The 25,099-nt window shown below is 76.4% G+C and carries 21 protein-coding genes; 13 read left to right on the plus strand and 8 right to left on the minus strand.

What is annotated here, in order from left to right; all coding sequences use genetic code 11:
* Nucleotides 1-4: 4 nt before the first annotated feature.
* Together sucB and WAA21_RS08265 are read left to right on the plus strand one after the other, a co-directional pair.
* The gene (sucB, locus tag WAA21_RS08260; protein WP_336922304.1) at nucleotides 5-2,035 is read left to right on the plus strand and encodes a 2-oxoglutarate dehydrogenase, E2 component, dihydrolipoamide succinyltransferase; all 2,031 of its coding nucleotides are present in this window, start codon (nucleotides 5-7) and stop codon (nucleotides 2,033-2,035) included.
* 30 nt (nucleotides 2,036-2,065) lie between these two features.
* Nucleotides 2,066-2,956 carry a TIGR01777 family oxidoreductase gene (locus WAA21_RS08265; protein WP_336922305.1) on the plus strand — a complete coding sequence of 297 codons (891 nt, stop codon included), beginning with the start codon at nucleotides 2,066-2,068 and terminating at the stop codon, nucleotides 2,954-2,956.
* A gap of 18 nt (nucleotides 2,957-2,974) precedes the next feature.
* Here WAA21_RS08265 and WAA21_RS08270 read toward each other — a convergent pair whose 3' ends face one another.
* Entirely contained in the window at nucleotides 2,975-4,528 is a 1,554-nt protein-coding gene (locus WAA21_RS08270; protein ID WP_336922306.1) for a serine/threonine-protein kinase, read from the minus strand.
* Nucleotides 4,529-4,614: 86 nt separating this feature from the next.
* Here WAA21_RS08270 and WAA21_RS08275 point away from each other — a divergent pair, with 86 nt between their 5' ends.
* The 4 genes from WAA21_RS08275 (at nucleotide 4,615) to WAA21_RS08290 (ending at nucleotide 8,758) form a co-directional block, all read left to right on the plus strand.
* On the plus strand, nucleotides 4,615-6,060 hold the full coding sequence (locus tag WAA21_RS08275) for an FAD-dependent oxidoreductase (protein ID WP_336922307.1): 1,446 nt from the start codon (nucleotides 4,615-4,617) through the stop codon (nucleotides 6,058-6,060).
* 82 nt (nucleotides 6,061-6,142) lie between these two features.
* Nucleotides 6,143-6,877, plus strand: coding sequence for a peptidase E (locus WAA21_RS08280; RefSeq protein WP_336922308.1), 735 nt, complete (start codon nucleotides 6,143-6,145; stop codon nucleotides 6,875-6,877).
* Nucleotides 6,874-7,947 (plus strand): nicotinate-nucleotide--dimethylbenzimidazole phosphoribosyltransferase, encoded by a 1,074-nt coding sequence (cobT, locus tag WAA21_RS08285; RefSeq protein WP_336922309.1) that lies wholly within the window; start codon nucleotides 6,874-6,876, stop codon nucleotides 7,945-7,947. Before WAA21_RS08280 ends, cobT begins: the two co-directional genes overlap by 4 nt.
* 10 nt (nucleotides 7,948-7,957) lie before the next feature.
* Complete coding sequence (locus WAA21_RS08290) at nucleotides 7,958-8,758, plus strand: adenosylcobinamide-GDP ribazoletransferase (protein WP_336922310.1); 801 nt, start codon at nucleotides 7,958-7,960, stop codon at nucleotides 8,756-8,758.
* Nucleotides 8,759-8,796: 38 nt separating this feature from the next.
* On the opposite strand, the gene WAA21_RS08295 is transcribed toward WAA21_RS08290, so the two are convergent.
* On the minus strand, nucleotides 8,797-11,334 hold the full coding sequence (locus WAA21_RS08295) for an MMPL family transporter (RefSeq protein WP_336922311.1): 2,538 nt from the start codon (nucleotides 11,332-11,334) through the stop codon (nucleotides 8,797-8,799).
* A 103-nt stretch (nucleotides 11,335-11,437) separates the two neighbouring features.
* Here WAA21_RS08295 and WAA21_RS08300 point away from each other — a divergent pair, with 103 nt between their 5' ends.
* Together WAA21_RS08300 and lipB are read left to right on the plus strand one after the other, a co-directional pair.
* The gene (locus tag WAA21_RS08300; RefSeq protein WP_336922312.1) at nucleotides 11,438-11,929 is read left to right on the plus strand and encodes a MarR family winged helix-turn-helix transcriptional regulator; all 492 of its coding nucleotides are present in this window, start codon (nucleotides 11,438-11,440) and stop codon (nucleotides 11,927-11,929) included.
* Nucleotides 11,930-12,044: 115 nt separating this feature from the next.
* Nucleotides 12,045-12,701 (plus strand): lipoyl(octanoyl) transferase LipB, encoded by a 657-nt coding sequence (gene lipB / locus WAA21_RS08305; RefSeq protein ID WP_442893252.1) that lies wholly within the window; start codon nucleotides 12,045-12,047, stop codon nucleotides 12,699-12,701.
* Here lipB and WAA21_RS08310 read toward each other — a convergent pair.
* Both WAA21_RS08310 and WAA21_RS08315 read right to left on the minus strand, forming a co-directional pair.
* A complete protein-coding gene (locus tag WAA21_RS08310) occupies nucleotides 12,692-13,645 on the minus strand; it encodes a nucleoside hydrolase (RefSeq protein WP_336922314.1) in 954 nt (317 codons plus the stop codon). The two genes, lipB and WAA21_RS08310, sit on opposite strands and share 10 nt — an antisense overlap.
* Before the next feature lie 47 nt (nucleotides 13,646-13,692).
* Entirely contained in the window at nucleotides 13,693-14,622 is a 930-nt protein-coding gene (locus WAA21_RS08315) for an LLM class F420-dependent oxidoreductase (protein WP_336922315.1), read from the minus strand.
* A gap of 56 nt (nucleotides 14,623-14,678) precedes the next feature.
* Between WAA21_RS08315 and lipA the strand changes: the two genes are divergently transcribed.
* Together lipA and WAA21_RS08325 are read left to right on the plus strand one after the other, a co-directional pair.
* Complete coding sequence (gene lipA, locus WAA21_RS08320; protein WP_442893250.1) at nucleotides 14,679-15,620, plus strand: lipoyl synthase; 942 nt, start codon at nucleotides 14,679-14,681, stop codon at nucleotides 15,618-15,620.
* Nucleotides 15,621-15,733: 113 nt separating this feature from the next.
* A complete protein-coding gene (locus tag WAA21_RS08325; RefSeq protein WP_336922316.1) occupies nucleotides 15,734-17,710 on the plus strand; it encodes a VWA domain-containing protein in 1,977 nt (658 codons plus the stop codon).
* A gap of 4 nt (nucleotides 17,711-17,714) precedes the next feature.
* On the opposite strand, the gene WAA21_RS08330 is transcribed toward WAA21_RS08325, so the two are convergent.
* The gene (locus WAA21_RS08330; protein ID WP_336922317.1) at nucleotides 17,715-18,755 is read right to left on the minus strand and encodes a serine/threonine-protein kinase; all 1,041 of its coding nucleotides are present in this window, start codon (nucleotides 18,753-18,755) and stop codon (nucleotides 17,715-17,717) included.
* Nucleotides 18,752-19,204: a hypothetical protein gene (locus WAA21_RS08335; protein WP_336922318.1), complete on the minus strand. Its 453-nt coding sequence runs from the start codon at nucleotides 19,202-19,204 to the stop codon at nucleotides 18,752-18,754. Before WAA21_RS08335 ends, WAA21_RS08330 begins: the two co-directional genes overlap by 4 nt.
* 40 nt (nucleotides 19,205-19,244) lie before the next feature.
* Between WAA21_RS08335 and WAA21_RS08340 the strand changes: the two genes are divergently transcribed.
* Nucleotides 19,245-19,964 carry a DUF4191 domain-containing protein gene (locus WAA21_RS08340; protein WP_336922319.1) on the plus strand — a complete coding sequence of 240 codons (720 nt, stop codon included), beginning with the start codon at nucleotides 19,245-19,247 and terminating at the stop codon, nucleotides 19,962-19,964.
* Nucleotides 19,965-20,138: 174 nt separating this feature from the next.
* Here the strand turns inward: WAA21_RS08340 and WAA21_RS08345 are convergent, their stop codons facing one another.
* Nucleotides 20,139-20,540, minus strand: coding sequence for an RDD family protein (locus WAA21_RS08345; protein WP_336922320.1), 402 nt, complete (start codon nucleotides 20,538-20,540; stop codon nucleotides 20,139-20,141).
* A 101-nt stretch (nucleotides 20,541-20,641) separates the two neighbouring features.
* On the opposite strand from WAA21_RS08345, the gene WAA21_RS08350 reads away from it, so the two are divergent.
* Both WAA21_RS08350 and glnA read left to right on the plus strand, forming a co-directional pair.
* On the plus strand, nucleotides 20,642-22,912 hold the full coding sequence (locus WAA21_RS08350) for a glycoside hydrolase family 3 N-terminal domain-containing protein (protein ID WP_336922321.1): 2,271 nt from the start codon (nucleotides 20,642-20,644) through the stop codon (nucleotides 22,910-22,912).
* Between the two features lie 191 nt (nucleotides 22,913-23,103).
* Nucleotides 23,104-24,528: a type I glutamate--ammonia ligase gene (glnA, locus tag WAA21_RS08355; RefSeq protein WP_336922322.1), complete on the plus strand. Its 1,425-nt coding sequence runs from the start codon at nucleotides 23,104-23,106 to the stop codon at nucleotides 24,526-24,528.
* A 71-nt stretch (nucleotides 24,529-24,599) separates the two neighbouring features.
* Here the strand turns inward: glnA and WAA21_RS08360 are convergent, their stop codons facing one another.
* Nucleotides 24,600-25,073, minus strand: coding sequence for a DUF6326 family protein (locus WAA21_RS08360; RefSeq protein ID WP_336922323.1), 474 nt, complete (start codon nucleotides 25,071-25,073; stop codon nucleotides 24,600-24,602).
* Nucleotides 25,074-25,099 lie beyond the last annotated feature (26 nt).

The raw sequence follows: 25,099 nt of genomic DNA on the forward strand, positions 1-25,099 counted from the left end.
AGTCATGGCGAACCCGGTCAACATGCCGCCCCTCGGCGAGAGCGTCACCGAGGGGACGGTCACGCGATGGCTCAAGCAGGTGGGCGACCGGGTCGAGCAGGACGAGCCGCTGGTCGAGATCGCGACCGACAAGGTCGACACCGAGATCCCCTCCCCCGTCGCGGGCGTGCTGCTGGAGATCTCGGTGCCCGAGGACGAGACGGCCGAGGTCGGCGCGCAGATCGCCGTCATCGGCGAGGAGTCCGAGGCCGGTGACGGCGGTGGTGACGGCGGGTCCGACGAGCCGCAGCAGTCCTCCGCGGACGAGGGCGGGCAGGACGACGCGGACGAGGGCGCCGGCGACGGCGGCCCCGGTGACGAGTCCGCCGGCCAGGACTCGGCCGACGAGCCGGCCGAGACGCCCAGCCAGGACGCCGACGCGCCCGCCGAGAAGCCGCACGCTGACACGAAGCAGTCCGACGGCGGCACGGAGATCGTCATGCCGGCGCTCGGCGAGAGCGTGACCGAGGGCACCATCACCCGCTGGCTCAAGTCCGAGGGCGACACGGTCGAGGTCGACGAGCCGATCGTCGAGGTCTCGACCGACAAGGTCGACACCGAGGTCCCGTCGCCGGTCGGCGGCACGGTGCTCCGCATCCTCGTGCAGGAGGACGAGACCGCCGAGGTCGGCGCCCCGCTCGTGGTGGTGGGTGACGCCTCGCAGGCCTCCGGCGGCTCCGACGGCGGGTCCGACGACGCGTCCGGCTCGTCCGACGGCGGGCAGGAGCCCACGCCGCCGGCCGACGCCGAGGACGCCGCGGCCGGGTCCGAGCCGACCGAGATGGCGGCCCCGACCGACACCTCAGGCACGGACGACCCGAGCCCCGAGCAGACCCCCGGCACCCCCGAGGCGAAGGAGCAGGCCGAGGACGCGGCCGGCGAGGGCGACCGCGGGCCCAGCGCGGAGGAGTCCGAGGCGGCGCAGTACACCTCCGCCGACCCGCAGGTGCCCTCGGGCGGTCAGGGCGACGGGCAGGGCGACGGGCAGGGCGGCGGGCAGGGCATGTCCGCCGTCGGCGACCAGAGCGGCTACATCACGCCGATCGTGCGCAAGCTCGCCGCCGACCGCGGCGTCGACCTCAGCAGCGTGACCGGCAGCGGCGTGGGTGGGCGTATCCGCCGTCAGGACGTGCTCGCCGCGGCCGAGGCCGCCGAGAAGGCCGCCCAGGCACCCGCCCCCGCGCAGGAGGCCCCCGCGGCCGCCGCGTCGCAGGCGCCCGCCCAGCAGGAGGCGACGCAGGGCGGCGCGGCCGCGAAGCAGCCGGCCGCGGTGTCCGCCAAGCGCGGCACGCGGGAGAAGATGAGCCGGCTGCGCAAGGTCATCGCGCAGCGCATGGTCGAGTCGCTGCAGGTGTCGGCCCAGCTCACGACCGTGGTCGAGGTCGACGTCACGCGGGTGGCCGCGCTCCGCGCCCGCGCCAAGGACGCCTTCGCCGAGCGGGAGGGCGTCAAGCTGTCGTTCCTGCCCTTCTTCGCGCTCGCGACCGTCGAGGCGCTCAAGCAGTACCCGGTGGTCAACGCGAGCATCGAGGGCGAGGAGGTCGTCTACCACGGCGCCGAGCACCTCGGCGTCGCGGTCGACACCGAGCGCGGCCTGCTCGTGCCCGTCATCAAGGACGCCGGCGACCTCAACATCGCCGGCATCGCGCGCAAGATCGCCGACCTCGCGGCCCGCACGCGCGACAACAAGGTGAGCCCCGACGAGCTCGGGGGCGGCACGTTCACGCTGACCAACACCGGCAGCCGCGGCGCGCTGTTCGACACGCCGATCCTCAACCAGCCGCAGGTGGGCATCCTCGGCACGGGCGCGGTCGTCAAGCGGCCGATGGTCGTCAAGGACGCCGACGGCAACGACTCGATCGCGATCCGGTCGATGGCGTACCTCGCGCTGTCCTACGACCACCGGATCGTCGACGGCGCCGACGCGGCGCGCTTCCTCACCGCGGTGAAGGAGCGCCTCGAGGCGGGCGCGTTCGAGTCCGACCTCGGGCTCTGACGGACCGGACGGCGAGAGGGAGGTGACCGGGTGAAGGTCGCTGTCACGGGTGCCTCCGGTCTCATCGGCTCGGCGCTGGTCCCGGCGCTGCGGACGTCGGGCCACGAGGTCGTCCGGCTCGTCCGGCGCGCGGCGCGGGCCGCCGACGAGGTGTCGTGGGACCCGGAGGCCGGCACGGTCGACCTCGCGGGCCTCGCCGGCACCGACGCGGTCGTCCACCTGGCCGGCGCCGGGGTCGGCGACAAGCGGTGGACCGCGGCGTACAAGGAGACGATCCTCCGCTCGCGCGTGGACGGGACCCGCACCGTCGTGCGCGCGGTGACGCAGCTCGACCCCGCCCCCCGGGTGCTCCTGTCCGGGTCGGCCGTCGGGTACTACGGCGACCGCGGCGAGGAGGTGCTTCTCGAGGGCGCGGCCCGTGGCGACGGCTTCCTCGCCGACGTCGTCGAGGCGTGGGAGGCGGAGACCGCCCCGGCGGCCGCCGCGGGCATCCGCACGGTGTGCCTGCGCACCGGGCTCGTGATGGCACCGGGCGGCGGTGCGTTCGGGCGGCTGCTGCCCATCCTCAAGGCCGGTGTCGGGGGCCCGATCGGCGACGGCCGGATGTGGTGGCCGTGGATCACGCTCGTCGACGAGGTGAGGGCGATCGAGTTCCTGCTCGACGCCGACGTGTCCGGGCCCGTCAACCTCGGCTCCCCGGAGCCGGCCCGCAACGTCGACGTGACGAAGGCCGTCGCGCGCGCCCTCGGCCGCCCGGCGGTCGTGCCCGTCCCGGGTGTCGCCCTCAAGGTCGTGCTCGGCGAGTTCGCCGACGACGTGACGTCGAGCCAGCGGATGGTGCCGCGGGTCCTCCTCGACGCCGGCTTCGACTTCGTGCACGCCGACCTCGACCACGCCGCCCGCTGGCTCGCGGAGCAGTAGCGGCACCAGCGACGGGCCTCATTCGCCGCCGTCCGGTCCCGCCCCGGTGGGAGCCGGGGCGGTCCGCACGTCGGCGAGCAGCCACCGGCCGCCGTCCTCGACGAGCCGCACCCGCACCCGCTCCGGGACGGCCGCGCCACCGCCCCACCGCGTGAGCAGGCCGACGTCCGCGACGTCGTCGGCCACCGGCACGACCGACGTCACCTCGAAGCGCACGTCGAGCGGCCCGCGACCGGTGAGCCGCTCGTCCGCGCCCGCGAAGGCCGTGCCGGGCACGTGCACGCGCGCGGCGGCGGCCGCGTCACCCCGGCGCAGCGCGGCCTCCCGTGCCCCGACGAGCCGGGTGACCCGCGCGTGCAGCGGCTCGGTGGCGGTGGGCCCGACCGGGCCGTCGGGTGACCGGGGCGCCGGGACGGCAGGCACCGGGGAGGGCGCGGCAGGGCCCGGGGGCGTCGCGACGAGGGCCGTGGGCGTCGTGGCGGGGGCCGGGTGCGGTGCGGCAGGCGCCGGGAGCGGGGCGGCGCGGGGCGCGTCACCGCCGACCGGCGGGAGCACCCCGGCGAGGCCCGCCGCGCACGCCGCGAGCGCCACGAGGGCGGCGGCGGTGAGAGCCGCCACCCGCCACCCCGTCCCGCGGCGCCGGCCACCCCCGCCCGGGGACCAGCCGTCGACGCGGGACGTGAGCGCCTCCTCCGCGGGGACCCCTCGGGCCGCGGCGGGGACGAGCCGGACGGGCCGGGCGGGTGCCGCGGCGCGGGCGCGACGGGCGACGTCGGCGGGCGCCGGCCGCCGCGCCGGGTCGGGGTCGAGCATCGCGAGGACGAGGTCGACGAGGCCGTCCGGGCACTCCGGTGCCAGCAGGCGCAGCGGCAGCCGGTCCCCCGCCACCGGCGGCGCCGCGCCCGTGAGCGCGAGCCACGCGACCGCCCCGAGGCCGTGGACGTCCGCCGGGCCGCTCGGCGGCCCGCCGGCCAGCACCTCCGGGGCTGCGTAGCCGGGGGTGCCCGGCACCGCCCCGCGCCGTCGGCCGCGCCGGGCGGCGGAGGCCGCGCCGAGGTCGGCGAGCACGGGCCGGCCGAGGTCGACGAAGAGGACGTTGCCGCCGCTCACGTCGCCGTGCACGACGTCCCGGCGGTGCAGGCCGGCGAGAGTGTCGGCGAGCGGGAGCAGCACCGTCACGACCTCCCCGGCCTCGAGCGGGCCGCGGGCCCGCACCTGGGACGCGAGCGAGCCGCCCACGGCGAGCTCGGTGACCACGGCGGGCGGGTCGGTGCCGACGCGGCGCAGCGCGAGCAGGTGGGGCAGGTCCACCTCCTGCAGCACCCGCGCCTCCGCGGGCCAGCGTCCGGACGAGGCGGTGGCGTCGCGCAGCAGCTTGACCGCGACGCGCTCGCCCGTCGCCTCGTCGGTGCCCGCCCACACCGAGCCGCTCGACCCCGAGCCGAGCCACGACGTCAGCCGCACGCCGGCGACGACCGAGCCGAGGGCGCCGCCGTCCCCCGCCTCGTCCTCGTCCCCGCGCGCGCCCGCGTCGCCCGCCGCGTGCCGGTGCGCGACCGGCCGTCCGCCCACCTGGTCCCCGTCCACCCCCCAAGCCCAGCACGGACGGCCGCTCCCCCGCGGGCGTCGTCCACAGGCCTGCGGCTACGGTGCTCGTCGTGCCCGCCGTGCCGTCCGAGCCCGACGCCGCCGTCGCGGCCGACGGCCCCCGCGCCGCCGGCCTGGCCGGGGCCTACGGTCCGGGCGCCGCCGTGCAGGACGCCCGCGCCGGCGGCCTCCCGGTGCAGGTGGACGTCGTCGTGGTCGGGGCGGGGCTCGCCGGTCTGGCGTGCGCGCGCGCCCTCATGGGCTCCGGCCTCGACGTGCACGTGCTCGAGGCCGCCCCCGTCGTGGGTGGCCGCGTCCGGACCGACGTGGTCGACGGCGTGCTCGTCGACCACGGCTTCCAGCTGCTCAACCCGACGTACCCCGTGCTGCCGTGGTTCCTCCACGTCGACGACCTCGGGCTGCAGCCGCTCCCGGCCGGCGTCGCGACGGCGCGGCCCGGCCGGCCCACCACCCTGCTCGCCGACCCGGTCCGCGAGCCGCGGGCCCTGCCGGGCATGCTCCGCTCGGGCCTGCTCGCCCCACGGGACGTGCTCGGTCTCGTGCGGCTCGTGGCGCGCGCGGTCCTGTCGCCGGTGAGGTCCCTCGCCTCGGCGCCGGACACCGGCTGGCACGCGGCCTTCGACGCCGCGGGCCTCACGGGACCGCTGCGGCGCGAGGCCGTCGAGCCCTTCCTCACCGGCACGCTCGCCGACGCGGAGGGCACGACGTCACGCCGGTACGTCGACCTGCTGCTGCGCTCGTTCGCGGCGTCCGCGCTGGGCCGCGCCCCCGGCCTGCCCCGCACCGGCATGCAGGCGCTGCCCGACACGGTCGCCGCCGCCCTGCCCGCGGGCACGGTCCGCACGGGCGTCCACGTGGACGCCGTCACCCCGACCGCCGACACGTGGCAGGTGCACGCGAGCGCCGACGGCGCCGAGCACGTCGTGCGCACCCGGTGCGTCGTGCTCGCGGGCCACGTGGCGGCGACCGCGTCGCTGCTGCAGCGCCCGGTGCCCGCCGAGCGCGCCCTCACGACCGTCTGGCACCTGACGCCGGAGCCGCTGCCGCTGGGCCGGCGGGGCCGCTACCTCCACGTGTCCGGGGACGGGTCGCACCGGCGCCGCCTCGGGGTCGTCAACACCGTCGCGCTGTCCCGCTCCGCCCCCACGTACCTCCCGCCCGGGCTGCGCGGGCGCTCGGACCTCGTGGCCACCACCGTCCTCGGGGTGCTCGGCGAGGACCGCCGCGCGGCCCTCGCGCACGTCCGGACCGGCGCGGCCCGCGTGCTGGGGGTCGCCCCGGAGGCGCTCGGTCCGGACGTCGCGGTCCACGAGATCCCGCACGCCCTGCCCCGGGCGACGCCGCCCCTGCCGCTGCGCCGGCCCGTCGACCTGACCGACGGCCGCTTCGTCGTGGGCGACTCCCGTGACACGCCGTCGATCCAAGGTGCGCTCGTGTCCGGACGGCGGGGGGCCACGGCGGTGCTGCGCCACCTCGGCCTGCACCCTCCCGGCTGACGGCCCGCGCCGGAGGCCGTCCGCGACCACCACCATCGCCTCGAACGCCACCACCACGACCACCACCACCCGGAGGACCGCCGTGCCCGCCGACGCCCCCACCATCGTCGCCACGTCCGGGGGCTGGGTCCCCGGCCACCGCTCGCGCGTCGCGTTCGGTCCCCTGCTGCACCACTGCGTGGAGCTCGCGGGCGTGACCGGGAGGGCCCCCCGCGTCACCGTCCTGCACACCGCCAACGGCGACCAGGCGCACTGGCTCGCGTGGGCGGCCGAGGCCGGCCGCGCGGCCGGCGTCGACCTCACGAACCTCACGCTGTTCTCCATGCCCAACGTCGACGACGTGCCCGGCCACCTGCACGCCGCCGACGTCGTGTGGGTCAACGGCGGGTCCGTCGTCAACCTGCTGGCGGTGTGGCGCGCCCACGGCCTCGACCGCACCTTCCGCGACGTGTGGCAGGCCGGGGTCGTGCTCGGCGGGGTGAGCGCGGGGTCGATCTGCTGGCACCGGGGCGGCACGACCGACTCCTTCGGTCCCGACCTCGACCCCGTCACCGACTCCCTCGCCCTGCTGCCGTACGACAACGGCGTCCACTACGACTCCGAGGCCCGCCGCCGCCCGCTCGTGCACCGCCTCGTCGCCGACGGCACCCTCGGCCGCACGTACTGCACCGACGACGGCGCCGGCCTCGTGTACCGCGGCACCGACCTCGTGGAGGCGGTCGTGGAGCGCGACGGCGCGGGCGCCTACGTCGTCGAGCGCGGCGCGGACGGCACCGCGGTCGAGGAGCGGCTCGACGTGCGCCGGCTGCCGCGGTGAGCCGGGCGACGACGCCGCCCGACACCCGCGCGGTCCCCGCCCCCGACGCCGCCGCCGCCGCGGCCGCCGCGGACCGCCTCGCCGCGCTCGCCACGCCCCCGGGCGCACTCGGTCGCCTCGGCGACCTCGCCGTGTGGTGGGCGGGGGTGCGGGGCCGGGCGACCCCGCCACCGCCGCGCCACGTGCACCTGCACGTGGTGGCGGGCGACCACGGCGTCGTCGCGCGCGGGGTGTCGGCCTTCCCGCCGACCGTGACGCCGCTCATGGTCCGTGCGTTCCTCGACGGCCGGGCGGCCGCCACCGTGCTCGCGCGCCGTCTCGGGGTGCACGTGCGCACCCACGACCTCGCCGTCGACGTCGACTGGCCCGACGGCACCGACCCGGCGCTGACCGCGCACAAGGTGCGCCGCGGCTCGGGCAGCATCGACACCGACGACGCCCTCACCCCGGCCGAGCTCGACGCCGCCCTCGCCGCCGGGGCCGACCTCGCCGACGACTCCGTCGACGCCGGCGCCGACCTGCTCGTGGTCGGCGACATGGGCATCGGCAACACGACCCCGGCCGCGGCGCTCGTCGCGGCCCTGCTCGGGCAGGACCCTGCGGGCCTGACCGGTCGCGGCACCGGCGTCGGCGACGACGCCCTCGCCCGCAAGCGCGAGGTGGTGACGACCGCGGTCGCACGCGCCCGCGACGCCCACGGCGAGGACCCGCGGGCCCTGCTCGGCGCGCTGGGTGGGGCCGACCTCGCCGCCATGGCCGGGATCTGCGCGCAGGCCGCGCGGCGGCGCACCCCCGTCCTGCTGGACGGCGTCGTCGTCACGGCGGCCGCGCTGGCGGCCGAGCGCGCGGCCCCGGGTACGGCGGCGTGGTTCGCCGCCGGGCACCGCTCGGCCGAGCCCGCGCACGCCCCTGCTCTCGACGCCCTGGGGCTGCAGCCCCTGCTCGACCTCGGCATGCGCCTCGGGGAGGGCAGCGGCGCCCTCGCGGCCCTGCCGCTGCTGGGGGCCGCCTCGGACCTGCTCGCCGAGACGGCGCTGCTCGCCGACCTGCTGCCGACCCCGGCGCAGTGACGGCGGCGGCGTGACGGCACCGGCCCGACGACCCCCGCGCGAGGTCCTCCTCGACGGCCTGCGGCTGTCGTTCGGCACCCTCACCGTGCTGCCCGTGCCCTCCCCGCGAACGGTCGACCGCGGCGCCGCCGCCGTCGCGATGCTCGCCTCGGTGCTTCCCGGAGCCGTCCTCGGTGCGGTCGCGGGCGGTACCGCCGTCGCCCTGGCCGGCGCCGGGGCGCCGCCGCTCGCCGCGGGCGCCGCCGCCGTGGCCGCGGGGGCGCTCGCCACGCGGGTGCTGCACCTGGACGGCCTCGCCGACACCGCCGACGGTCTCGCCGTGCACGGCCCCCCGGAGCGGGCGCTGGAGGTCATGCGACGCGGCGACGTCGGGCCCGCCGGGGCGAGTGCGCTGCTGCTCGTCCTGCTCGCGCAGGCGGCCGCCGTCGCCGCCGTCGTCGGGTCGGACGGGCCGTGGCCGACGCGGCTCGGCACCCTCGTCCTCGCGTGGGCGGTGTCGCGGGCGGTCCTGCCGCTGCTCACCGCGCGCGGCACGAGGCCCGCACGGGCCGGCGGCCTGGGCGCGGGCGTCCTCGGCAGCGTCCCGCGGTCGCTGGCCGGGCTGCCCCTGCTGCTCCTCGCCGTCGCCGGGGCAGCCCTGGCCCGCGGCGGCGCGGTCACCGCGGTCGTAGCCGTCGCGGGCGGGGCGCTCGCGGCGGCGCTCGTCGCCCTCGTCGCGTACCGGCGACTCGGCGGGCTGTCCGGCGACGTGCTCGGGGCCGGCGTCGAGGTGTCGCTCGCCACCGCGCTCACCGTGCTCGCCGCCGGGTAGCGGTCCCCACCGGCGGGCGCCCGGTCGGGCGGCGCCGGTCAGGCGACGGGCTCGGCGGCCCGCTCCTCGACGTGGCGCCCGTGCCCGGCCGCCGCGAGCTCACCGGGCGCGTCGGCGCGGCTCATGCGGTGCGGCCACCAGATGCGCCGGCCGATGTCGTAGCCGAGGGCCGGCACGAGCAGCGAGCGGACGACGAAGGTGTCGAGGAGCACGCCGAAGGCGACGATGAAGGCGATCTGCGCGAGGAACAGGATCGGCAGGACCCCGAGCGCCGCGAAGGTGGCCGCCAGGACGATCCCGGCGGACGTGATGACCCCGCCCGTCACCGCGAGGCCCGACAGGATGCCCGGCCTCGTGCCGATCCGCTCCGACTCCTCCCGCACCCGCGTCATGAGGAAGATCGAGTAGTCGATGCCGAGGGCCACGAGGAACACGAAGCCGAACAGCGGCACCGCCGGGTCCGCACCCGGGTAGTCGAGCACGTAGTCGAACACGAGCGCCGAGGCACCGAGCGTCGCGGCGAAGGACAGGATGTTCGCCGCGAGGATGAGGGCGGGCGCGACGAGGCTGCGCAGCAGGAGCGCGAGCACGACGAAGATGACGGCGAGGACCACCGGGATGATCCGGTAGAGGTCGGCGGTCGACACGTCGAGCACGTCGAGCTGCTGCGCGGTCTGCCCGCCGACGAGGGCGTCGACCGACACGGCGTCGAGATCGGCCCGCAGCCGCTCGACGGTGTCCTGGGCGGCGAGGGAGTCCGCGGGGTCGGCGAGCACGGCTTCGACCTGCACCAGGCCGTCGCTCACGAGCACCTCCCCCGGCTGCGTCGGGTCCGGGCCCGGTGCCCGCGTGAGGTCCGCCGAGGTCACGCCCGGCTCGGCGCGCACGACGTCGAGGACCGCGTCGGCGTCCACCTCGTCGGCCACCACGAGGGTCGGGGAGTCCGAGCCCGCCGGGAAGTGCTCGGCGAGCACCTCCTGGCCCTGCACCGACTCCACCTCGACGAGGAACACGTCGGACTGCGCGACGCCGTCGGCCTCCAGCAGCGGCAGGCACGCCGCGAGCACACCGAGGACCGCGACCGTGCCCAGCCACACGGCGCGGGGGCGCCGGCCGACGAGAGTGGCGACGCGCGCCCACACCCCGCGGCCCTCCGCGCCGGTCTCGCCCAGGTGCGGCTCGGCGGGCCAGAACACCCACCGGCCCGCCCCGAGCGGCTCACCGGCGGCGGCGCGGCGGGCCCGGCGGCGGCGCAGCCGGAGCGCCACGAGGACGACGAGCGCCACCGCCAGCGCCGCCCCGACGACCGCGGCGACCGCGACGGCGCCCGAGGGCGCCCCGGCCAGGCCGGCCAGGGCGGCGGGCACGCCCGCGCCCGCCCCGACCGCGAGCAGCACGACGAGCGGCCCCGGCAGGAGCAGCGCCGCGGGCAGGAACGTGAGCGCCGACAGCATCGCCATGACGATGCCGACGGACGCGACCGGGCCGAGGCCGCGGTTGCTGCCGAGGTCGGACAGCAGCAGGCACAGCAGGCCCAGCACGACCGTCGTGCCGGAGGCGAGGACCGGCTCGACGGCCCGGCGCCACGCGACGCGCATGGCGGTGTACCGGTCGTCGTGGCGACGCAGCTCCTCGCGGTAGCGCGCCACCAGCAGCAGCGCGTAGTCGGTCGCGGCCCCCACGACGAGGATGAAGAGGATGCCCTGCGACTGCCCGTTGAGGTCGACGAGCCCCTCCCGGGCCAGCAGGTAGACGACGACGCTGGCGGCCGCCAGGGCGAACACCGAGGAGAAGATGACGAGGAACGGCAGCGAGGGGCTGCGGTAGACGAGCAGGAGGATCACGAGGACGGCGGCCAGCGCGACCCCGAGGAGGATGCCGTCGATCTCGCCGAAGGCGGCCGCGAAGTCCGCGAGGGTTCCCGCGGGGCCCGCGACGTAGGAGGCCAGCCCGTCGGGCAGGGCCTCGTCCGCCTCGCGGACGGACTCCACGACGACGGTGAGCGCGGTCTCGCCGTCGGCCAGGGGCTCCTCGATCGCCGACGCGTCCACCGGGAGCAGGAGGAGGACGGCCTCGCCGTCCTCGGACGGGACCACCGCCACCGGGCCCTGGCCGGGCGGCCCGGCCGTCGCGGCGAGGAAGTCGCCCACCACGAGGTCGGGGAGGTCGTCGTCCGTGGTGCCGACGACGACGGGCGCGTCCGGCACCTGCTCGGCGAAGGTCGCCACGGCCTCGAGGTCCTCGGGGGTGAGCGGGCCGTCCTCCCGCTCCACCACGACGAAGGCGGGGAACGTGTCGCTGTCGGTGAAGCCCTCGGCGAGCTCGGTGACCCGGGTCGACTCGACCCCGTCGGGCAGGAACGCGGCGCTGTCGTTCTCCTGCACCTCGGCGAGCCGGCCCTGGAACGGGCCGCCCACCGCGGCCACGGCCAGCCACACGACGAGGAGGACGGCGGGCACGAGCCAGCGGGCGCGGGACGTGCCGTCGCCCGAGGTGCCCCGACCGGGCCCCGCCGGGTCGGACGGGACCTCGTCGTCGGCAACCGGTGCGGCACGGTGGGACGGCTCGTGGGACACGGGCTCCTCCTGGCGGTACTTCGTGTGCGAATGGTCAGCAGGCGTACGATATAGGGATGAGCCGTGGAGGGCACTCCGGACCGGTCGGCCGTACGGTCTGCCCGTGGTGAGCGCTCCCAGCACCCCGGCAGGCGACCGGGGCCCCGACGTCGTGCGCGACCCGGCCGGCGACGACGTGACCGCGTGGCCGACGGGCAGGCTGCTGTCGACGGCCGCCCGGGTGGTCGAGCACCGGTGGAACGAGGGTCTCGCCGCCTTCGGCCTCACGCACGCGGGCTTCGGCGTGCTCGCGCACCTCATGGCCGGTCCCATGTCGCAGCACGAGGTGGCAGGCCTCACGCGCGTGGAGGACCAGACCATGTCGCGGACGCTCGACCGCCTCGAGCGCGAGGGGCACGTGGAGCGCGTCCAGGACGTCCGTGACCGACGGCGCCGCCTGGTGTCGCTCACCCCGAGCGGCAGGGAGACGTTCGTGTCGGTCGCGGGCTCGGGCCTGGACCTGCGCCTGGTCGACGAGGAGGTCGCCCGCCACTGCGACCTCGACGCCTTCCGCGCCGCGCTCGTCGCGCTCGTGTCGGTGCTCGAGCGCCCCTGACCCCCGGTCCGCCGGGTCCGCCGGGTCCGCCGCACCGTCGCGTCCCGCACGGTGCGACCATGGGACGGTGAGCGCGAGCACCCTCGGCACGCCTGCGAGCACCGGTCACGTCGTCGTGGACCGCCTGACCGGCCACGTGCCGTACCTCGACGGCTGGCAGCGGCAGCGCGAGGAGCACGAGCGCGTGGTCGCCGGCGGGCCGGGGCGGCTGCTGCTGCTCGAGCACGAGGCCGTCTACACCGCGGGGAAGCGGACGAGCCCGCACGAGCGCCCGAGCGACGGCACGCCCGTCGTCGACGTCGACCGCGGCGGCAAGATCACGTGGCACGGCCCGGGCCAGCTGGTCGGCTACCCGCTCGTGCGGCTGCCCGAGCCCGTCGACGTCGTCGCCTACGTCCGTCGGCTCGAGGGCGCCCTCATCGCCGTCTGCGACGCGCTCGGGCTCGCGACCGAGCGGGTCGACGGCCGCTCGGGGGTGTGGGTCCGCGGCGACGGCGGCCTCGGGGCCGGCGGCCGGGACCGCAAGGTCGCGGCGATCGGCATCCGGGTCGCGCGCGGGGTGACGATGCACGGCTTCGCCCTCAACTGCGACTGCGACCTGTCGTGGGCGGCGCCGATCGTGCCGTGCGGCATCCCCGACGCGGGCGTCACGTCGCTGTCCGCCGAGCTCGGCCGGCCGGTGACGGTCCAGGACGTCCTGCCGCTCGTCGAGCGCGAGGTGCTGGCCGTGCTCCCCCACGCGCCCGCCGGGGCCGTCGCGCCTCAGCCGTAGCGGGCCAGCAGCACGTCGACCACGTGCCCGGCGAGAGCGGCCGCGTCCACCCGCTCGACGACGTCGACGTCGTAGAAGCCCTCCCCCGGCGGCCCGCCGTGGGCGCGGCGGTCGACGACCGTGGCGCCGCGCGCCGGTCCGTCGCCCACGTGGACCGCCACCGGCCGCCGCACGGACGTGGCCAGGTCGGGTCGCGCGAGCGCGGCCACGGCCCCGGCGTCGCCGAGCGTGCCCTCGGCGAGGCCCTGCTTCGCGGCGCTCGCGCGCAGCAGCCGCGCCGCGAGCCGGCACGCGCGGCCCCCGGCCGACTCCAGCCGGCGGACGTCGGCCTCGGCCACCCGCACCTCCTCGAACACCTCCAGGCCGTACATGACGACCCGGGCGCCGCTGCGCACGACCGTGTCGGCGGCGGCCGGGTCGTGGTGGACGTTGAACTCCGCGGCCGGGGTGATGTTGCCGCCCGTGCCGCCGCCACCCATGAAGTGGATGCGGTCCAGCGCCGCGACGGCCTCGGGGTGACGGCAGACGAGCTCCGCGACCGTCGTCTGCGGCCCCAGCGGCACGAGGACGAGGGGCGGGCCGCCGGTCGTGGCGAGGCGCGCGACGGCCTCGACGGCGTGCTCCGCCGAGACGGCGGGTCGCTCGAGGCCCTCGAGGTCGGCGGCGGCGGGCCGCAGCCCCATCAGCCCGTCCGCACCGTGCCAGCGCTCCCCCACCTCCACCGCCGGGCCGCTCGTCGGGTGGGGCTCACCGGCGTGGACGGGGACGCCGGTCGCACCCGCGACCGCGAGGACGGCGGTGGTGTTGGCGAGCACGTCGGGCAGGTCGGTGTTCCCGCCGACGCACGTGACCGCCCGCAGGTCCAGGCGCGGCTCGGCGACGGCGTACAGCAGGGCGAGGGCGTCGTCGACGCCGGTGTCGACGTCGAGCACGACGGGCAGCACCGACCGCGCCGTGGCTGCGGAGGCTGCGGAGGGTGCGGCCGTCGCGCTCACCGGACGTGCGGCAGGACGGCCTCGGCGACCTCGCGGACGTGGTCGAGGTCGTGCACGTCGAGGAACTGCACGTACACCCGCTCGCAGCCGATCCCGGCCCACCGCCGGAGCGTCGCGACCGCCTCGTCCGGCGCGCCGGCGACGCCGCCCGCGCGCAGCCCGTCCGGGTCCTTGCCGATGGCGGCGGCCCGTCGACGCACCGTCTCCTCGTCGGAGCCGACGCACACCGTCAGGGCCGCCGAGAACGTCATGGTCGCCGGGTCGCGGTCGACGGCCTCGCACGCGGCGCGCACCCGGTCGAACTGGGCCCGCGCGTCCTCGAGCGACGCGAACGGCAGGTTGAACTCGTCGGCGTAGCGGGCCGCGAGGCGCGGCGTCCGCGCCTTGCCGCCGCCACCGATGATCACGGGCAGCCGCTCCTGCGCCGGCTTGGGCAGGGCCGGGCTGTCGACGAGGCGGTAGTGCTCGCCCTCGTAGGAGAACGTCGCCCCGACGGGCGTGCGGAACAGGCCTGTCACGACCGCGAGCTGCTCCTCGTAGCGGTCGAAGCGCTCCCCGAGCGGCGGGAAGTCGAGGCCGTACGCCTCGTGCTCGCGCGCGAACCAGCCCGAGCCGAGCCCGAGCTCGACCCGGCCGCCGGACATCCGGTCGACCTGCGCGACGGAGATCGCGAGCGGCCCGGGGTGGCGGAAGGTCGCCGCCGTCACGAGAGTGCCGAGGCGGATGGTGCTCGTCTCGCGCGCGAGCCCGGCGAGCGTCACCCACGCGTCGGTGGGCCCGGGCAGGCCGTCGCCGTCGCCCATCGCGAGGTAGTGGTCGGAGCGGAAGAACGCGCCGTAGCCGCACTCCTCCGCGGTCCGGGCGACGGCGAGGAGGTCGTCGTAGGAGGCCCCCTGCTGGGGCTCGGTGAACACGCGCAGCTCCATGGCAGGGACCCTAGGCCCGGCCGGGCGCACGCCCACCGCGGGCGTACCGTTGTGGCGTGACAGTCGCTCCCGAAGGTCGCCGCATGCTGCGGGTCGAGGCGCGCAACGCCTCCGTCCCCATCGAGAAGAAGCCGTCGTGGATCAAGACCCGCGTGCGGACCGGGCCCGAGTACACGGCCCTGCAGAAGCTCGTGAAGGACGAGGGCCTGCACACCGTGTGCCAGGAGGCGGGCTGCCCCAACATCTTCGAGTGCTGGGAGGACCGCGAGGCGACGTTCCTCATCGGCGGCGGGCAGTGCACGCGGCGCTGCGACTTCTGCCAGATCGACACCGGCCGGCCCGAGCCGCTGGACCGCGACGAGCCGCGGCGCGTGGCCGAGAGCGTGCAGCGGATGGGCCTGCGCTACGCCACCGTCACCGGCGTCGCCCGTGACGACCAGCCCGACGGCGGCGCCTGGCTGTACGCGGAGACCATCCGGCAGATCCACGCCCTCAACGCCGACACCGGCGTGGAGATCCTCGTCCCGGACTTCAACGGGGTGCCCGAGCTGCTGCAGCAGGTCTTCGACGCCGCCCCCGAGGTGTTCGCCCACAACGTCGAGACGGTCCCGCGGATCTTCAAGCAGATCCGCCCGGCCTTCCGGTACGAGCGGTCCCTCGACGTCCTCACCCAGGGCCGCGACGCCGGGCTGGTGACGAAGTCGAACCTCATCCTCGGCATGGGCGAGACCCGCGAGGAGGTGTCGCAGGCGCTCGTCGACCTCCACGAGGCCGGCACCGACCTCATCACCATCACCCAGTACCTGCGCCCGACGCCGCGGCACCACCCCGTCGAGCGCTGGGTGAAGCCGGAGGAGTTCGTCGAGCTCGAGGCCGAGGCGCGCGAGGTCGGCTTCCTCGGCGTCATGTCCGGGCCGCTCGTGCGGTCCAGCTACCGCGCCGGGCGCCTGTACCGCGAGGCGGTCGCGGCGAAGGCGGAGCGCGCCGAGGTCGCCTGACCCGACCGTCGGCTCCCGACCCCGGGAACGGCTGACCACCGGGTGCTTGCGCGGACCCCGACCCCGGTGTTTACATGTGCGAACGTTCACGTCCGCAAACGCCAGGGGGACCCATGCACCGCTCCGTGCTCGCACCTGCCGCGCTCGCTGCGCTGTCGCTGCTCGTCGGGTCCGTCCCGGCCGCCTCGGCGGTCGGCGCCCCGAGCTCGTCGGAGGCGCCGGAGGTCGTCGTCGTGCTCGACAGCTCCGGCTCGATGGCCGAGGCCGACGCCGGCGGCGGCCAGACCCGGATGGACGCCGCGAAGCAGGCCGTCACCGAGCTCGCGCGGAGCACGCCGGAGGGCACCCGGCTCGGGCTGCGCACCTACGGCGACGGCGTCGACTCCGAGGCGCCCGGCTCCTGCGAGGACACGACGCTCCGCGTACCGGTGGGCCCGGTGGACGCCGACGCCGTCGCCGCCGAGGTCGCCGACCTCGCCCCGCGCGGTGACACGCCGATCGGCACGGCCCTGCTCGCCGCGGCGGAGGACTTCACCGGGGACGCCGCGCAGACCGTCGTGCTCGTCTCCGACGGCGAGCCCACGTGCGACCCCGACCCCTGCCCCGTCGCCGCGGACCTCGCCGCGCGTGGCATCGACCTGCGCATCGACGTCGTCGGGTTCCGCGTCGACGCCGAGGCGCGGGAGGTCCTGCAGTGCGTCGCCGACGCCGGGGGCGGCACCTACGTCGACGCCGCCGATGCCGCCGAGCTGAGCGCCGCGCTCGACACCAGCGCCCTGCGAGGGTTCCGGGTCTACCGCCCGGAGGGCACGCCGGTCGAGGGAGCGCTGGAGGCGACCGGGGCCCCGCTCGTCGAGGAGGGCCAGTACCTCGACGAGATCCGGTCCGACGAGCCCCGGTACTACACGGTGGAGGTCCCGCGCGGCTGGACGGTACGAGCCGGGGCGACCATCACCCGGGGTGACGACCCGCAGCGGCGCGGGGTGCGAGGCATGCTCGTCACCTCCGTCCTCGCACCCGGGGAGGAGCCGCAGTGCGCCTCCAGCATCGACTTCCCCGACAACGCCCGGGGCTCGGCGCCCCTGAGCGGGGGTGTCCTGTCCGGCCCCGACGCGCTGCGCGTCCAGGCGCCTGAGACGTGCCTCGCCGGCGGTCCCCTCCTGGTGCGGGTCGAGTGGACGGGTACCGACCAGCCTGTCGCGCTGCCGATGGAGCTCGTCATCAGCCTCGAACCCCCCGTGCGCGGTAGCGAGGGCCTCGGCGAGGCGGGCGACCGGACGACCGTGTTCCCCGAGCCACCGGCGGTGCCGGACCCGGTCGCGGTGGACGGCGGTCCGAGCTTCAACGACGCGACCGAGCTCCGGCCCGGGGCGTGGTCGGACTCGATGCGCCGGGGGGAGACCGTGTACTACCGGGTGCGGGTCGGCTGGGGGCAGCAGCTCGCGCTGCGCGTCGACTTCCCGAGGCAACCGCCGGACTCCGCGCTGCGGGACTCGCTCCGCGCGGGCACCTACGCCAACGTCCTCGTCTTCGACGAGAACCGCCTGCCGGCGTTCCCCGAGGGAACCAGGAGCAAGCGGTACACGGAGTTCCGCGACGGCGAGGCCCAGGACATGTACATCACGACGCACGCCGTGACGTGGGCCAACCGTCGCGAGCTCGACCTCTACGCCGTGCGCAACGTCAGCCGGGCCGGTGACTACCTCGTCATGCTGTCCCTCGACGGCGACTCGTCGTCCGTCGAGGACGAGGGGCTGGCGATCCCGTTCACGCTCGGCGTCGACCTCCTGGGGGAGGCCGAGCAGGGCCCGCAGTACGTGACCGACGGAGCCGCCGTGCCCGCCTCGGACCCGGCCGCCCCCTCGCCGGCGGCGTCCGAGGAGGCCGCGACCGCACCGTCGACCGGGGCGAGCCCGGAGGCCGTCGCCACCGCCGACGACGTGGCGCCGGCGTCCGGCCGTGCGCTCCCCGCGGTCGTCGTGGTGCTCGTCGGGCTCGCCGTCCTCCTCGTCGCCGTGCTGGCAGCGCTGGTGCTGTGGGGCCTGCGCAGGCGCGCGGGCCCGGACGGGCCCGCCGACCCAGGGCCCTGAGGGGTCAGCCCGCGAGGAGCACGCCGAGGGCGCTGAGCACGAGCAGCAGGAGACCGGCCGTCGCGCCGAGCACCGGCCGGTACCAGCGGGGAAGCCCGCGCCCGCTGTGCCCTGGGGCGCTCGACGGACCCGCCGTCGTCCGCGCGGGCGAGCGACCGGCCGTGGGCCCGTCCGCCTCCCAGCCGTCCGGCAGCGGCGGCAGGTGACGGAGGACGGCGACGGTCCCGTCCCCACCGGGCCGGACCCCGCCGTCCGTGGCCACGGCGGGGAGGGCCGAGCGTGCCGTGGCCGCGTCCGGCGGCCGGCGCTGCGGCGCCTCCTCGAGCAGGCCGCGGACGAGCTGCAGCAGCGGCCACGGCGCGGCGGCACCGTCGAGCGCGGCACGCAGGGAGGCGGCGGACGCGTCCGGCGGCGGGCGCTGCCCCGTCAGGAGCTCCACCGCCACCGCGCCGACGGTGTACAGGTCGGCCGCGGGCGCGGGGTCGGCCCCGGCGAGCACCTCCGGCGCGACGTAGCCGCGGGTGCCGACGACCTCGGCGGCCGTCGTGAGCCGGGGCAGGTCGGAGCGGACGGCGACGCCGAAGTCGGACAGGAGCAGGTGCGGCGGCCCGTCGCCGGTCGCCCGCAGCAGCAGGTTGCCGGGCGTGACGTCGCGGTGGACGACCCCGGCCGCGTGCACCGCCTGGAGCGCCTGGAGCAGCTGGTCGAGCAGGGTGACGACCAGGGGCGCGGGCAGGGCGCCGTAGTCGCCGACGAGGTCGGCGACCGACCCGCCGTCGACGAGGTCCATCGTGAAGAGCACCTGGTCGTCGTCCGCCGCCCAGCCGGTCGGCGTCAGCACGTGAGGGTGCCGAACGCGGGTGCCCTGCTCCGCGACGAAGCGGAGCAGCGCGTCGGCCCGCTGCAGCCGCAGCACCTTGGCCGCTGCGTAGCGGTGCTCGCGCTCGTCCCACACCCGCCACACCGCGCCCATGCCGCCGGAGCCGAGCAGGTCGACGACCCGGAACCGGCCGGCGAGCAGCCGCGGGCCGTTCGTGGCCGTCACGCGCGCGCGGCGGCGCGCAGGAGGTCGGCGAGGTCCGGCGCGTCCGGCTGGGCCGCGTCGGCCAGCCGCTGCAGCACCGGGCCGGGCGCGAGCTGCGCGAGCCGGCGGGCCAGCGGCGCGTCGTCCGTGCCGGCCTGCGTGAAGGCCGTCGTCTCGGAGCGGACGGTCTCCGCCTGCTGCAGCGCCGCGGCCGCGTCGAGGTCACCCGCCGCCACCCGCTCCCCCAGCACCATGAGCTGCTGCAGCCGGTTCGCGGCAGCGGGGTTCGCGATCTTCGCCCGTTGCGCGTTGCGCAGCTGCGACACCATGGCGGGCGACAGGCCCAGCAGCCGCGCGAGCGCCGCCTGCGAGACCTCCAGCCGCGTGCACAGCCCCTCGAACACCTCAGCCAGTGGTGCGCCGTACCAGTCGCGCTGCTGCTGCAGCACGCGCTCCCGCCCGGCGTCCACGCCGTCATCGTAGGCGGGTCGCGCCCGTATCCTGGCGGGCATGGCCCGCACGGACAGCACCGCCGCCGACCCCGCCAAGCAGGGCCGGCTCAAGCAGTTCCTCGCCGTCTACCGCCTGACGGTCCAGTACGACAAGGCGGCACCGCTGTGGGTCTTCGGCTCGGTCGCGCTCGTGCTGCTCGTCGGCATCGGCATCACGCTGCTCGTGTGGAACGGCAGCGTCCTCACGCTCGTGCTCGGCATCGTCACGTCGCTGCTGACCGCCCTCGTCGTCGGGCTCTTCGTGCTGACCCGCCGGGCCGACAAGGCGCTGTTCGCGCAGGTGGAGGGCCGGCAGGGCGGCACCGCGATCGTCATGCAGCAGCTGCGCCGCGGCTGGACCACCTCGCAGGAGCCCGTCGCCGCCGATCCGCGCACCGGTGACCTCGTGTTCCGGGCCGTCGGCCGCCCGGGCATCGTGCTGCTCGTCGAGGGCCCGCTGCCGCGCACGCTGCGCCTGGCCGAGGCCGAGCGCAAGCGCCACGCGCGCGTCGCCTCCGGCGTGCCCGTCCACGTCCTGCACGTCGGCACCGGCGAGGACCAGACGCCGCTGCGCAAGGTGTCGCGGCGGCTCCTGCGCCTGCCGCGCACCCTGACCGGCGCGGAGGTCAGCGCCGTCGTCAAGCGCATGCAGGCCCTCGGCGGACTCAAGGCGCCGGTGCCCAAGGGCATCGACCCCTACCGTGCGCGCGCCGACCGCCGGGCGATGCGCGGCCGCTGAGCCCGCGCTCCTCCTACCGCGCCCCGGTCGGGGGACGTCCCGCACGCCGTCGGCGACACGACCGTGCGCGTGGTCCCACGACGCGGCGGGGTCTGCCGGCCGGGGGACGTCGGGCACGCGTCTTGGCCGGGCCCCGGTGCGCGCCGTCCCACGACGCGGGGCGGGGACCCGTCCTCAGCGGCGGAGGACGACCGTCCCGGCGGCGCGGTCGTGGAGGCCGCGTGAGTCGGCGTCGAGGACCACGGCCGGGATGACGAGGACGAGCAGCGCGGTCCGGATGAGCGCGGCGACCGGCCCCGCCGGTCCGGCGCCGACGCGGGCGACGGTGAGCCCGGCCACGGCGTGACCGATCGAGAAGCCGATCGTGCCGACGAGCACCACCTGCACGACCGCGAACACGAGCAGCGGCCCGAAGGAGCCGAGCCCGTCGAGGAACGTCGTGGCGACGAGGACCGCGAGCAGCCAGTCGACGAGCAGGCCGACGGCGCGGCGGCCGATCGAGGCGACGGAGCCCGGACCGCTCGGCGGGAGTCCCAGGCGCTGTCCCGACCAGCCCTCCGGGGCGCCCTCCGTCACGTCCCCAGCCTACGAGCGCCGACCGGTCGGTCGTGGATCGCCCGGCTGTCGGGCACCCGGCCCCGCCGCTAGCGTCGCCGCAGCCGACGAGGAGGTCCACGATGGTCAGCAGCGAGCGGGCCGACGACGAGGCGGTGCGGGCCCGGGCGCTCGACCTGCTCGCGCGGCTGAGCCCGGCCGAGAAGGCAGGCCAGCTCACGCAGTACTTCTACTTCGGCGGCCTGTCCGACGCCGACGCCGGTGACGGCCCGCCACCGTCGCAGCAGGCCGCCGCGGTGGAGGCGGCGCTCGCGCGCGGGGAGGTCGGCTCGCTGCTGTTCGTCACCGACCCGGCCGAGACCAACCGGCTGCAGCGCCTCGCGGTGCAGGGCAACCGGCACGGCATCCCCGTGCTCTTCGGCTACGACGTCATCCACGGGCTGCGGACCGTCTTCCCCGTGCCCGTGGCGATGGCCGCGAGCTGGGACCCGGCCGCGGTCGAGGCCGGGCAGGCCGTCGCGGCGCGGGAGGCGCGTGCCGTCGGCATCCAGTGGACCTTCGCGCCGATGGTCGACATCGCCCGCGACCCGCGCTGGGGGCGCATCGTCGAGGGGGCCGGTGAGGACCCGCACCTCGGCGCCGCGATGGCGGCGGCGCAGGTGCGCGGCTTCCAGGGCGACGGCACCGACCTCGGCGCCGACAGCGGACGGGTCCTCGCGACGGCGAAGCACTTCGCCGCCTACGGCGCCGCTCTCGGCGGGCGCGACTACGAGGAGGCCGACGTCTCCGACGCCGCGCTGTGGAACGTCTACCTGCCGCCGTTCGAGGCCGCGGTCGCCGCGGGCGCGGGCAGCGTCATGACGGCGTACATGCCGCTGAACGGCATCCCCGCGACCGCCAACCGCTGGCTGCTGCGCGACGTGCTGCGCGGGGCCTGGGACTTCGACGGGTTCGTCGTGAGCGACGCGAACGCGGTGAAGAACCTGCAGACGCACGGCGTCGCGCTCGACCCCGCCGAGGCCGCCGCTCTCGCGCTCGGCGCGGGGTGCGACATGGAGATGGCGATGGCGGACGCCGCCTACGGCACGCTCGAGGAGTCGGTCGCGGCCGGCCGGGTCGACCTCGCCGACCTCGACGCCGCCGTCCTGCGCGTGCTCGAGGCGAAGGTCCGGCTCGGGCTGCTCGACAACCCCTACGTCGACGAGACGCGGGCCGCGGAGGTGCTCGCCGACCCCGCCCACCGCGCGGCCGCCCGCACCGCCGCGCAACGGTCCTTCGTGCTGCTGCGCAACGAGGGCGACCTGCTGCCGCTGCGCGCCGAGGACCTGCGGCGCGTGGCGGTGCTCGGGCCGCTCGCCGACTCCGCCCGCGACACCCTCGGCCCCTGGTGCTTCGACCACGACCTCGCCGAGACCGTCACGGTGCACGCCGGGCTCCGCGAGGCGCTGCGGGAGGCCGGCGTCGCGGTCGAGCACGCGCCCGGCGTCCGCCCGTACCTGCGGCCGACCCCCTCGATCTTCGACGCGCACGGCGGCAACCAGCCGACCGTCCCCGAGGACTTCGACGACGACGCCGAGCTCGAGCGGGCCGTCGACCTGGCCCGCGACGCCGGCGTCGCCGTCGTGGTCGTCGGCGAGTGGCAGAACCTCGTCGGCGAGCAGGCGTCCCGGTCGTCCCTCGACCTGCCCGGCCGCCAGCTCGAGCTGCTGCAGGCCGTCGTCGCGACCGGCACCCCGGTCGTGCTGCTCGTCATGAGCGGCCGGCCGGTCGACCTCCGCTGGGCGGTCGAGCACGTGCCGGCCATCGTGCAGGTCTGGTACCCCGGCAGCCAGGGCGGGGCCGCGGTCGCCGACCTGCTGCTGGGTGCGGTGCCACCCGGCGGCAGGTTGCCGTTCTCCTGGCCCCGGACGGTCGGGCACGCGCCCGTCATCGCCGGCCACCAGCCGTCCTTCGAGCCCGAGAACCAGGACGCGCGCTACTGGGACTCCCCCAGCACCCCGCTGTTCCCCTTCGGGCACGGCCTCGGCTACGCACCGGTGGAGTACGGCAGCCTCGCCGTCGGGCCCGCCGAGACGGCCGTGGGCGGGACCGTCACGGTGCAGGCGGTCGTGCGCAGCACCGGCTCGCGCACGACCGACGAGGTCGTGCAGGTGTACCTGCGTCAGCGGCACGGCTCGGCCTCGCTGCCGGTGCGCCGGCTCGTCGCCTTCGAGCGGGTGACGCTCGCCCCGGGCGAGGAGCGCAGGCTCGACTTCGAGGTCGGCCCCCGGCACCGGCGGCACTGGAACGCGGCCGTGCGGGACTGGGTGGAGGACGCGACGTCGTTCGACGTGCTGGTCGGCGGCAGCTCCGTGACGGCGCTCGAGGGGACGTTCCGGACGACCGCGACCTGAGCGCCCACGCCGCGTCGTCGCGTCACGCACTCGTCACGAGAGGCCCCCGCTCGTCACGTGCCCGAAACACATGGGACACGGGTGCGTCACGCCGCCTGTCTAGCGTGCCGGACGACGCGGTGGTCCGTAGCCTGCCACGCGGCCGGCGACCGTCCGCCACCTGCCCGAGCCCCTCAGCGACAGGAGACCTGATGTTCAGCTCGTCCGACGAGGTCCTGAAGTACATCGCGGAGGAGGGTGTCGAGTTCGTCGACGTCCGCTTCTGCGACCTGCCCGGCATCATGCAGCACTTCACGCTGCCGGCCGCCGCCTTCGACGCCTCGGCCTTCGAGGACGGCCAGATGTTCGACGGGTCGTCGATCCGCGGCTTCCAGGCGATCCACGAGTCCGACATGAAGCTCATCCCGGACCCGGCGACGGCCTACGTCGACCCCTACCGCGCGGCGAAGACGCTCGTCATCACGCACTCGATCGTCGACCCCTTCACCGGCGAGCCCTACAGCCGCGACCCGCGCCAGGTCGCGACCCGGGCCGAGGCGTACCTCAAGGGGACGGGCATCGCCGACACCGCGTTCTTCGGCCCCGAGGCCGAGTTCTACGTCTTCGACGACGTGCGCTTCGAGACGAAGCAGAACACCGGCTACTACGAGATCGACTCCGAGGAGGCCCAGTGGAACACGGGCCGCTCCGAGGAGGGCGGCAACCGCGGCTACAAGACGCGGTACAAGTCGGGCTACTTCCCGGTCTCCCCCACCGACCACCAGGCCGACCTGCGCGACGACATGGTCCGCACCCTGGGCCAGGTCGGCCTCGAGGTCGAGCGCGCCCACCACGAGGTCGGCGCCGCGGGCCAGGCGGAGATCAACTACAGGTTCAACACGCTGCTGCACGCCGCCGACGACGTCATGAAGTTCAAGTACGTCATCAAGAACACGGCGTGGAAGCACGGCAAGACCGCGACGTTCATGCCGAAGCCCGTGTTCGGCGACAACGGCTCGGGCATGCACTGCCACCAGTCGCTGTGGAAGGACGGCGAGCCGCTGTTCTTCGACGAGGCCGGCTACGGCGGGCTGTCGGACACCGCCCGCTGGTACATCGGCGGCATCCTCGCCCACGCGCCCGCGCTGCTCGCCTTCACCAACCCGACGGTCAACAGCTACCACCGTCTCGTGCCGGGCTTCGAGGCGCCGGTCAACCTCGTGTACTCCGCGCGCAACCGTTCCGCGGCGATCCGCGTGCCGATCACGGGCTCCTCGCCGAAGGCCAAGCGCATCGAGTTCCGCGCGCCGGACCCCTCGAGCAACCCGTACCTCGCGTTCGCAGCCATGCTCATGGCGGGCATCGACGGCATCAAGAACCGCATCGAGCCGCCCGCGCCGGTCGACAAGGACCTCTACGAGCTCCCCCCCGAGGAGCACGCCGACATCGCGCAGGTGCCGACCACGCTGCCCGAGGTGCTGAAGGCGCTGCAGGAGGACCACGAGTTCCTCACCGAGGGCGACGTGTTCACCCCCGACCTCATCGAGACGTGGGTCGACTGGAAGACGCAGAACGAGGTCCTGCCGATCCAGTCCCGCCCGCACCCGCACGAGTTCGAGCTGTACTACGACATCTGACGGTCCGACGGTCCCGCGCGAGCCGGGCGCTGCCTCCACGGCGGCGCCCGGCTCTCGCCGTCCGAGCGGGGTCAGGCGGGGACGCCCGCCCTCGACGCGGCGGCGGTCGCGGGAGCCCCGGTGCGCGGCCACGCCCACGCGTACCGCAGCACGAGCACGAGGAGGACGGCCTCGAGCGCGAAGCCGAGCCCGTAGAACCACACCCACGTCTCGCCCACCACGTTGAAGGCCGCGAACGGCAGCTGCAGGGCCGCGACGACGAGGTTCACCACCCGGCCGGCGCGGGCGGGCAGGGTGACCGACAGCACGACCATGAGGATCGGCAGCGCCATGAGGGCGAGCGCCGTCGTCGCCCACGTCTGGGTGATGGCGAGCTCCCAGACCCTGCCGTCGAGGATGTCCTCGACCGTGCCGGGCCGGTAGAAGGCGAGGATGTCGACGTAGACATAGAGGAGCATGACGCCGGTCCAGAGGGCGGCGAGGACCGCTCGGACGGGGACGCGCTGGTCGTCGAGGGCGCGGACGTCGGTCTGTCGTGTGCTCATGCGGGGCTCCCGGGTCGTGGTGGAGG

This window comes from Aquipuribacter sp. SD81, assembly GCF_037153975.1.
In the GTDB taxonomy this organism is placed as follows: Bacteria; Actinomycetota; Actinomycetes; order Actinomycetales; family JBBAYJ01; genus Aquipuribacter.

Excerpts from the sequence above, each read along its gene's own strand:
- WAA21_RS08360 (WP_336922323.1), bottom strand. The coding sequence starts at position 25,073 with ATGAGCACACGACAGACCGACGTCCGCGCCCTCGACGACCAGCGCGTC.
- glnA (WP_336922322.1), top strand. The coding sequence starts at position 23,104 with ATGTTCAGCTCGTCCGACGAGGTCCTGAAGTACATCGCGGAGGAGGGT.
- WAA21_RS08315 (WP_336922315.1), bottom strand. The coding sequence starts at position 14,622 with ATGGAGCTGCGCGTGTTCACCGAGCCCCAGCAGGGGGCCTCCTACGAC.
- WAA21_RS08325 (WP_336922316.1), top strand. The coding sequence starts at position 15,734 with ATGCACCGCTCCGTGCTCGCACCTGCCGCGCTCGCTGCGCTGTCGCTG.
- WAA21_RS08350 (WP_336922321.1), top strand. The coding sequence starts at position 20,642 with ATGGTCAGCAGCGAGCGGGCCGACGACGAGGCGGTGCGGGCCCGGGCG.
- sucB (WP_336922304.1), top strand. The coding sequence starts at position 5 with ATGGCGAACCCGGTCAACATGCCGCCCCTCGGCGAGAGCGTCACCGAG.
- WAA21_RS08340 (WP_336922319.1), top strand. The coding sequence starts at position 19,245 with ATGGCCCGCACGGACAGCACCGCCGCCGACCCCGCCAAGCAGGGCCGG.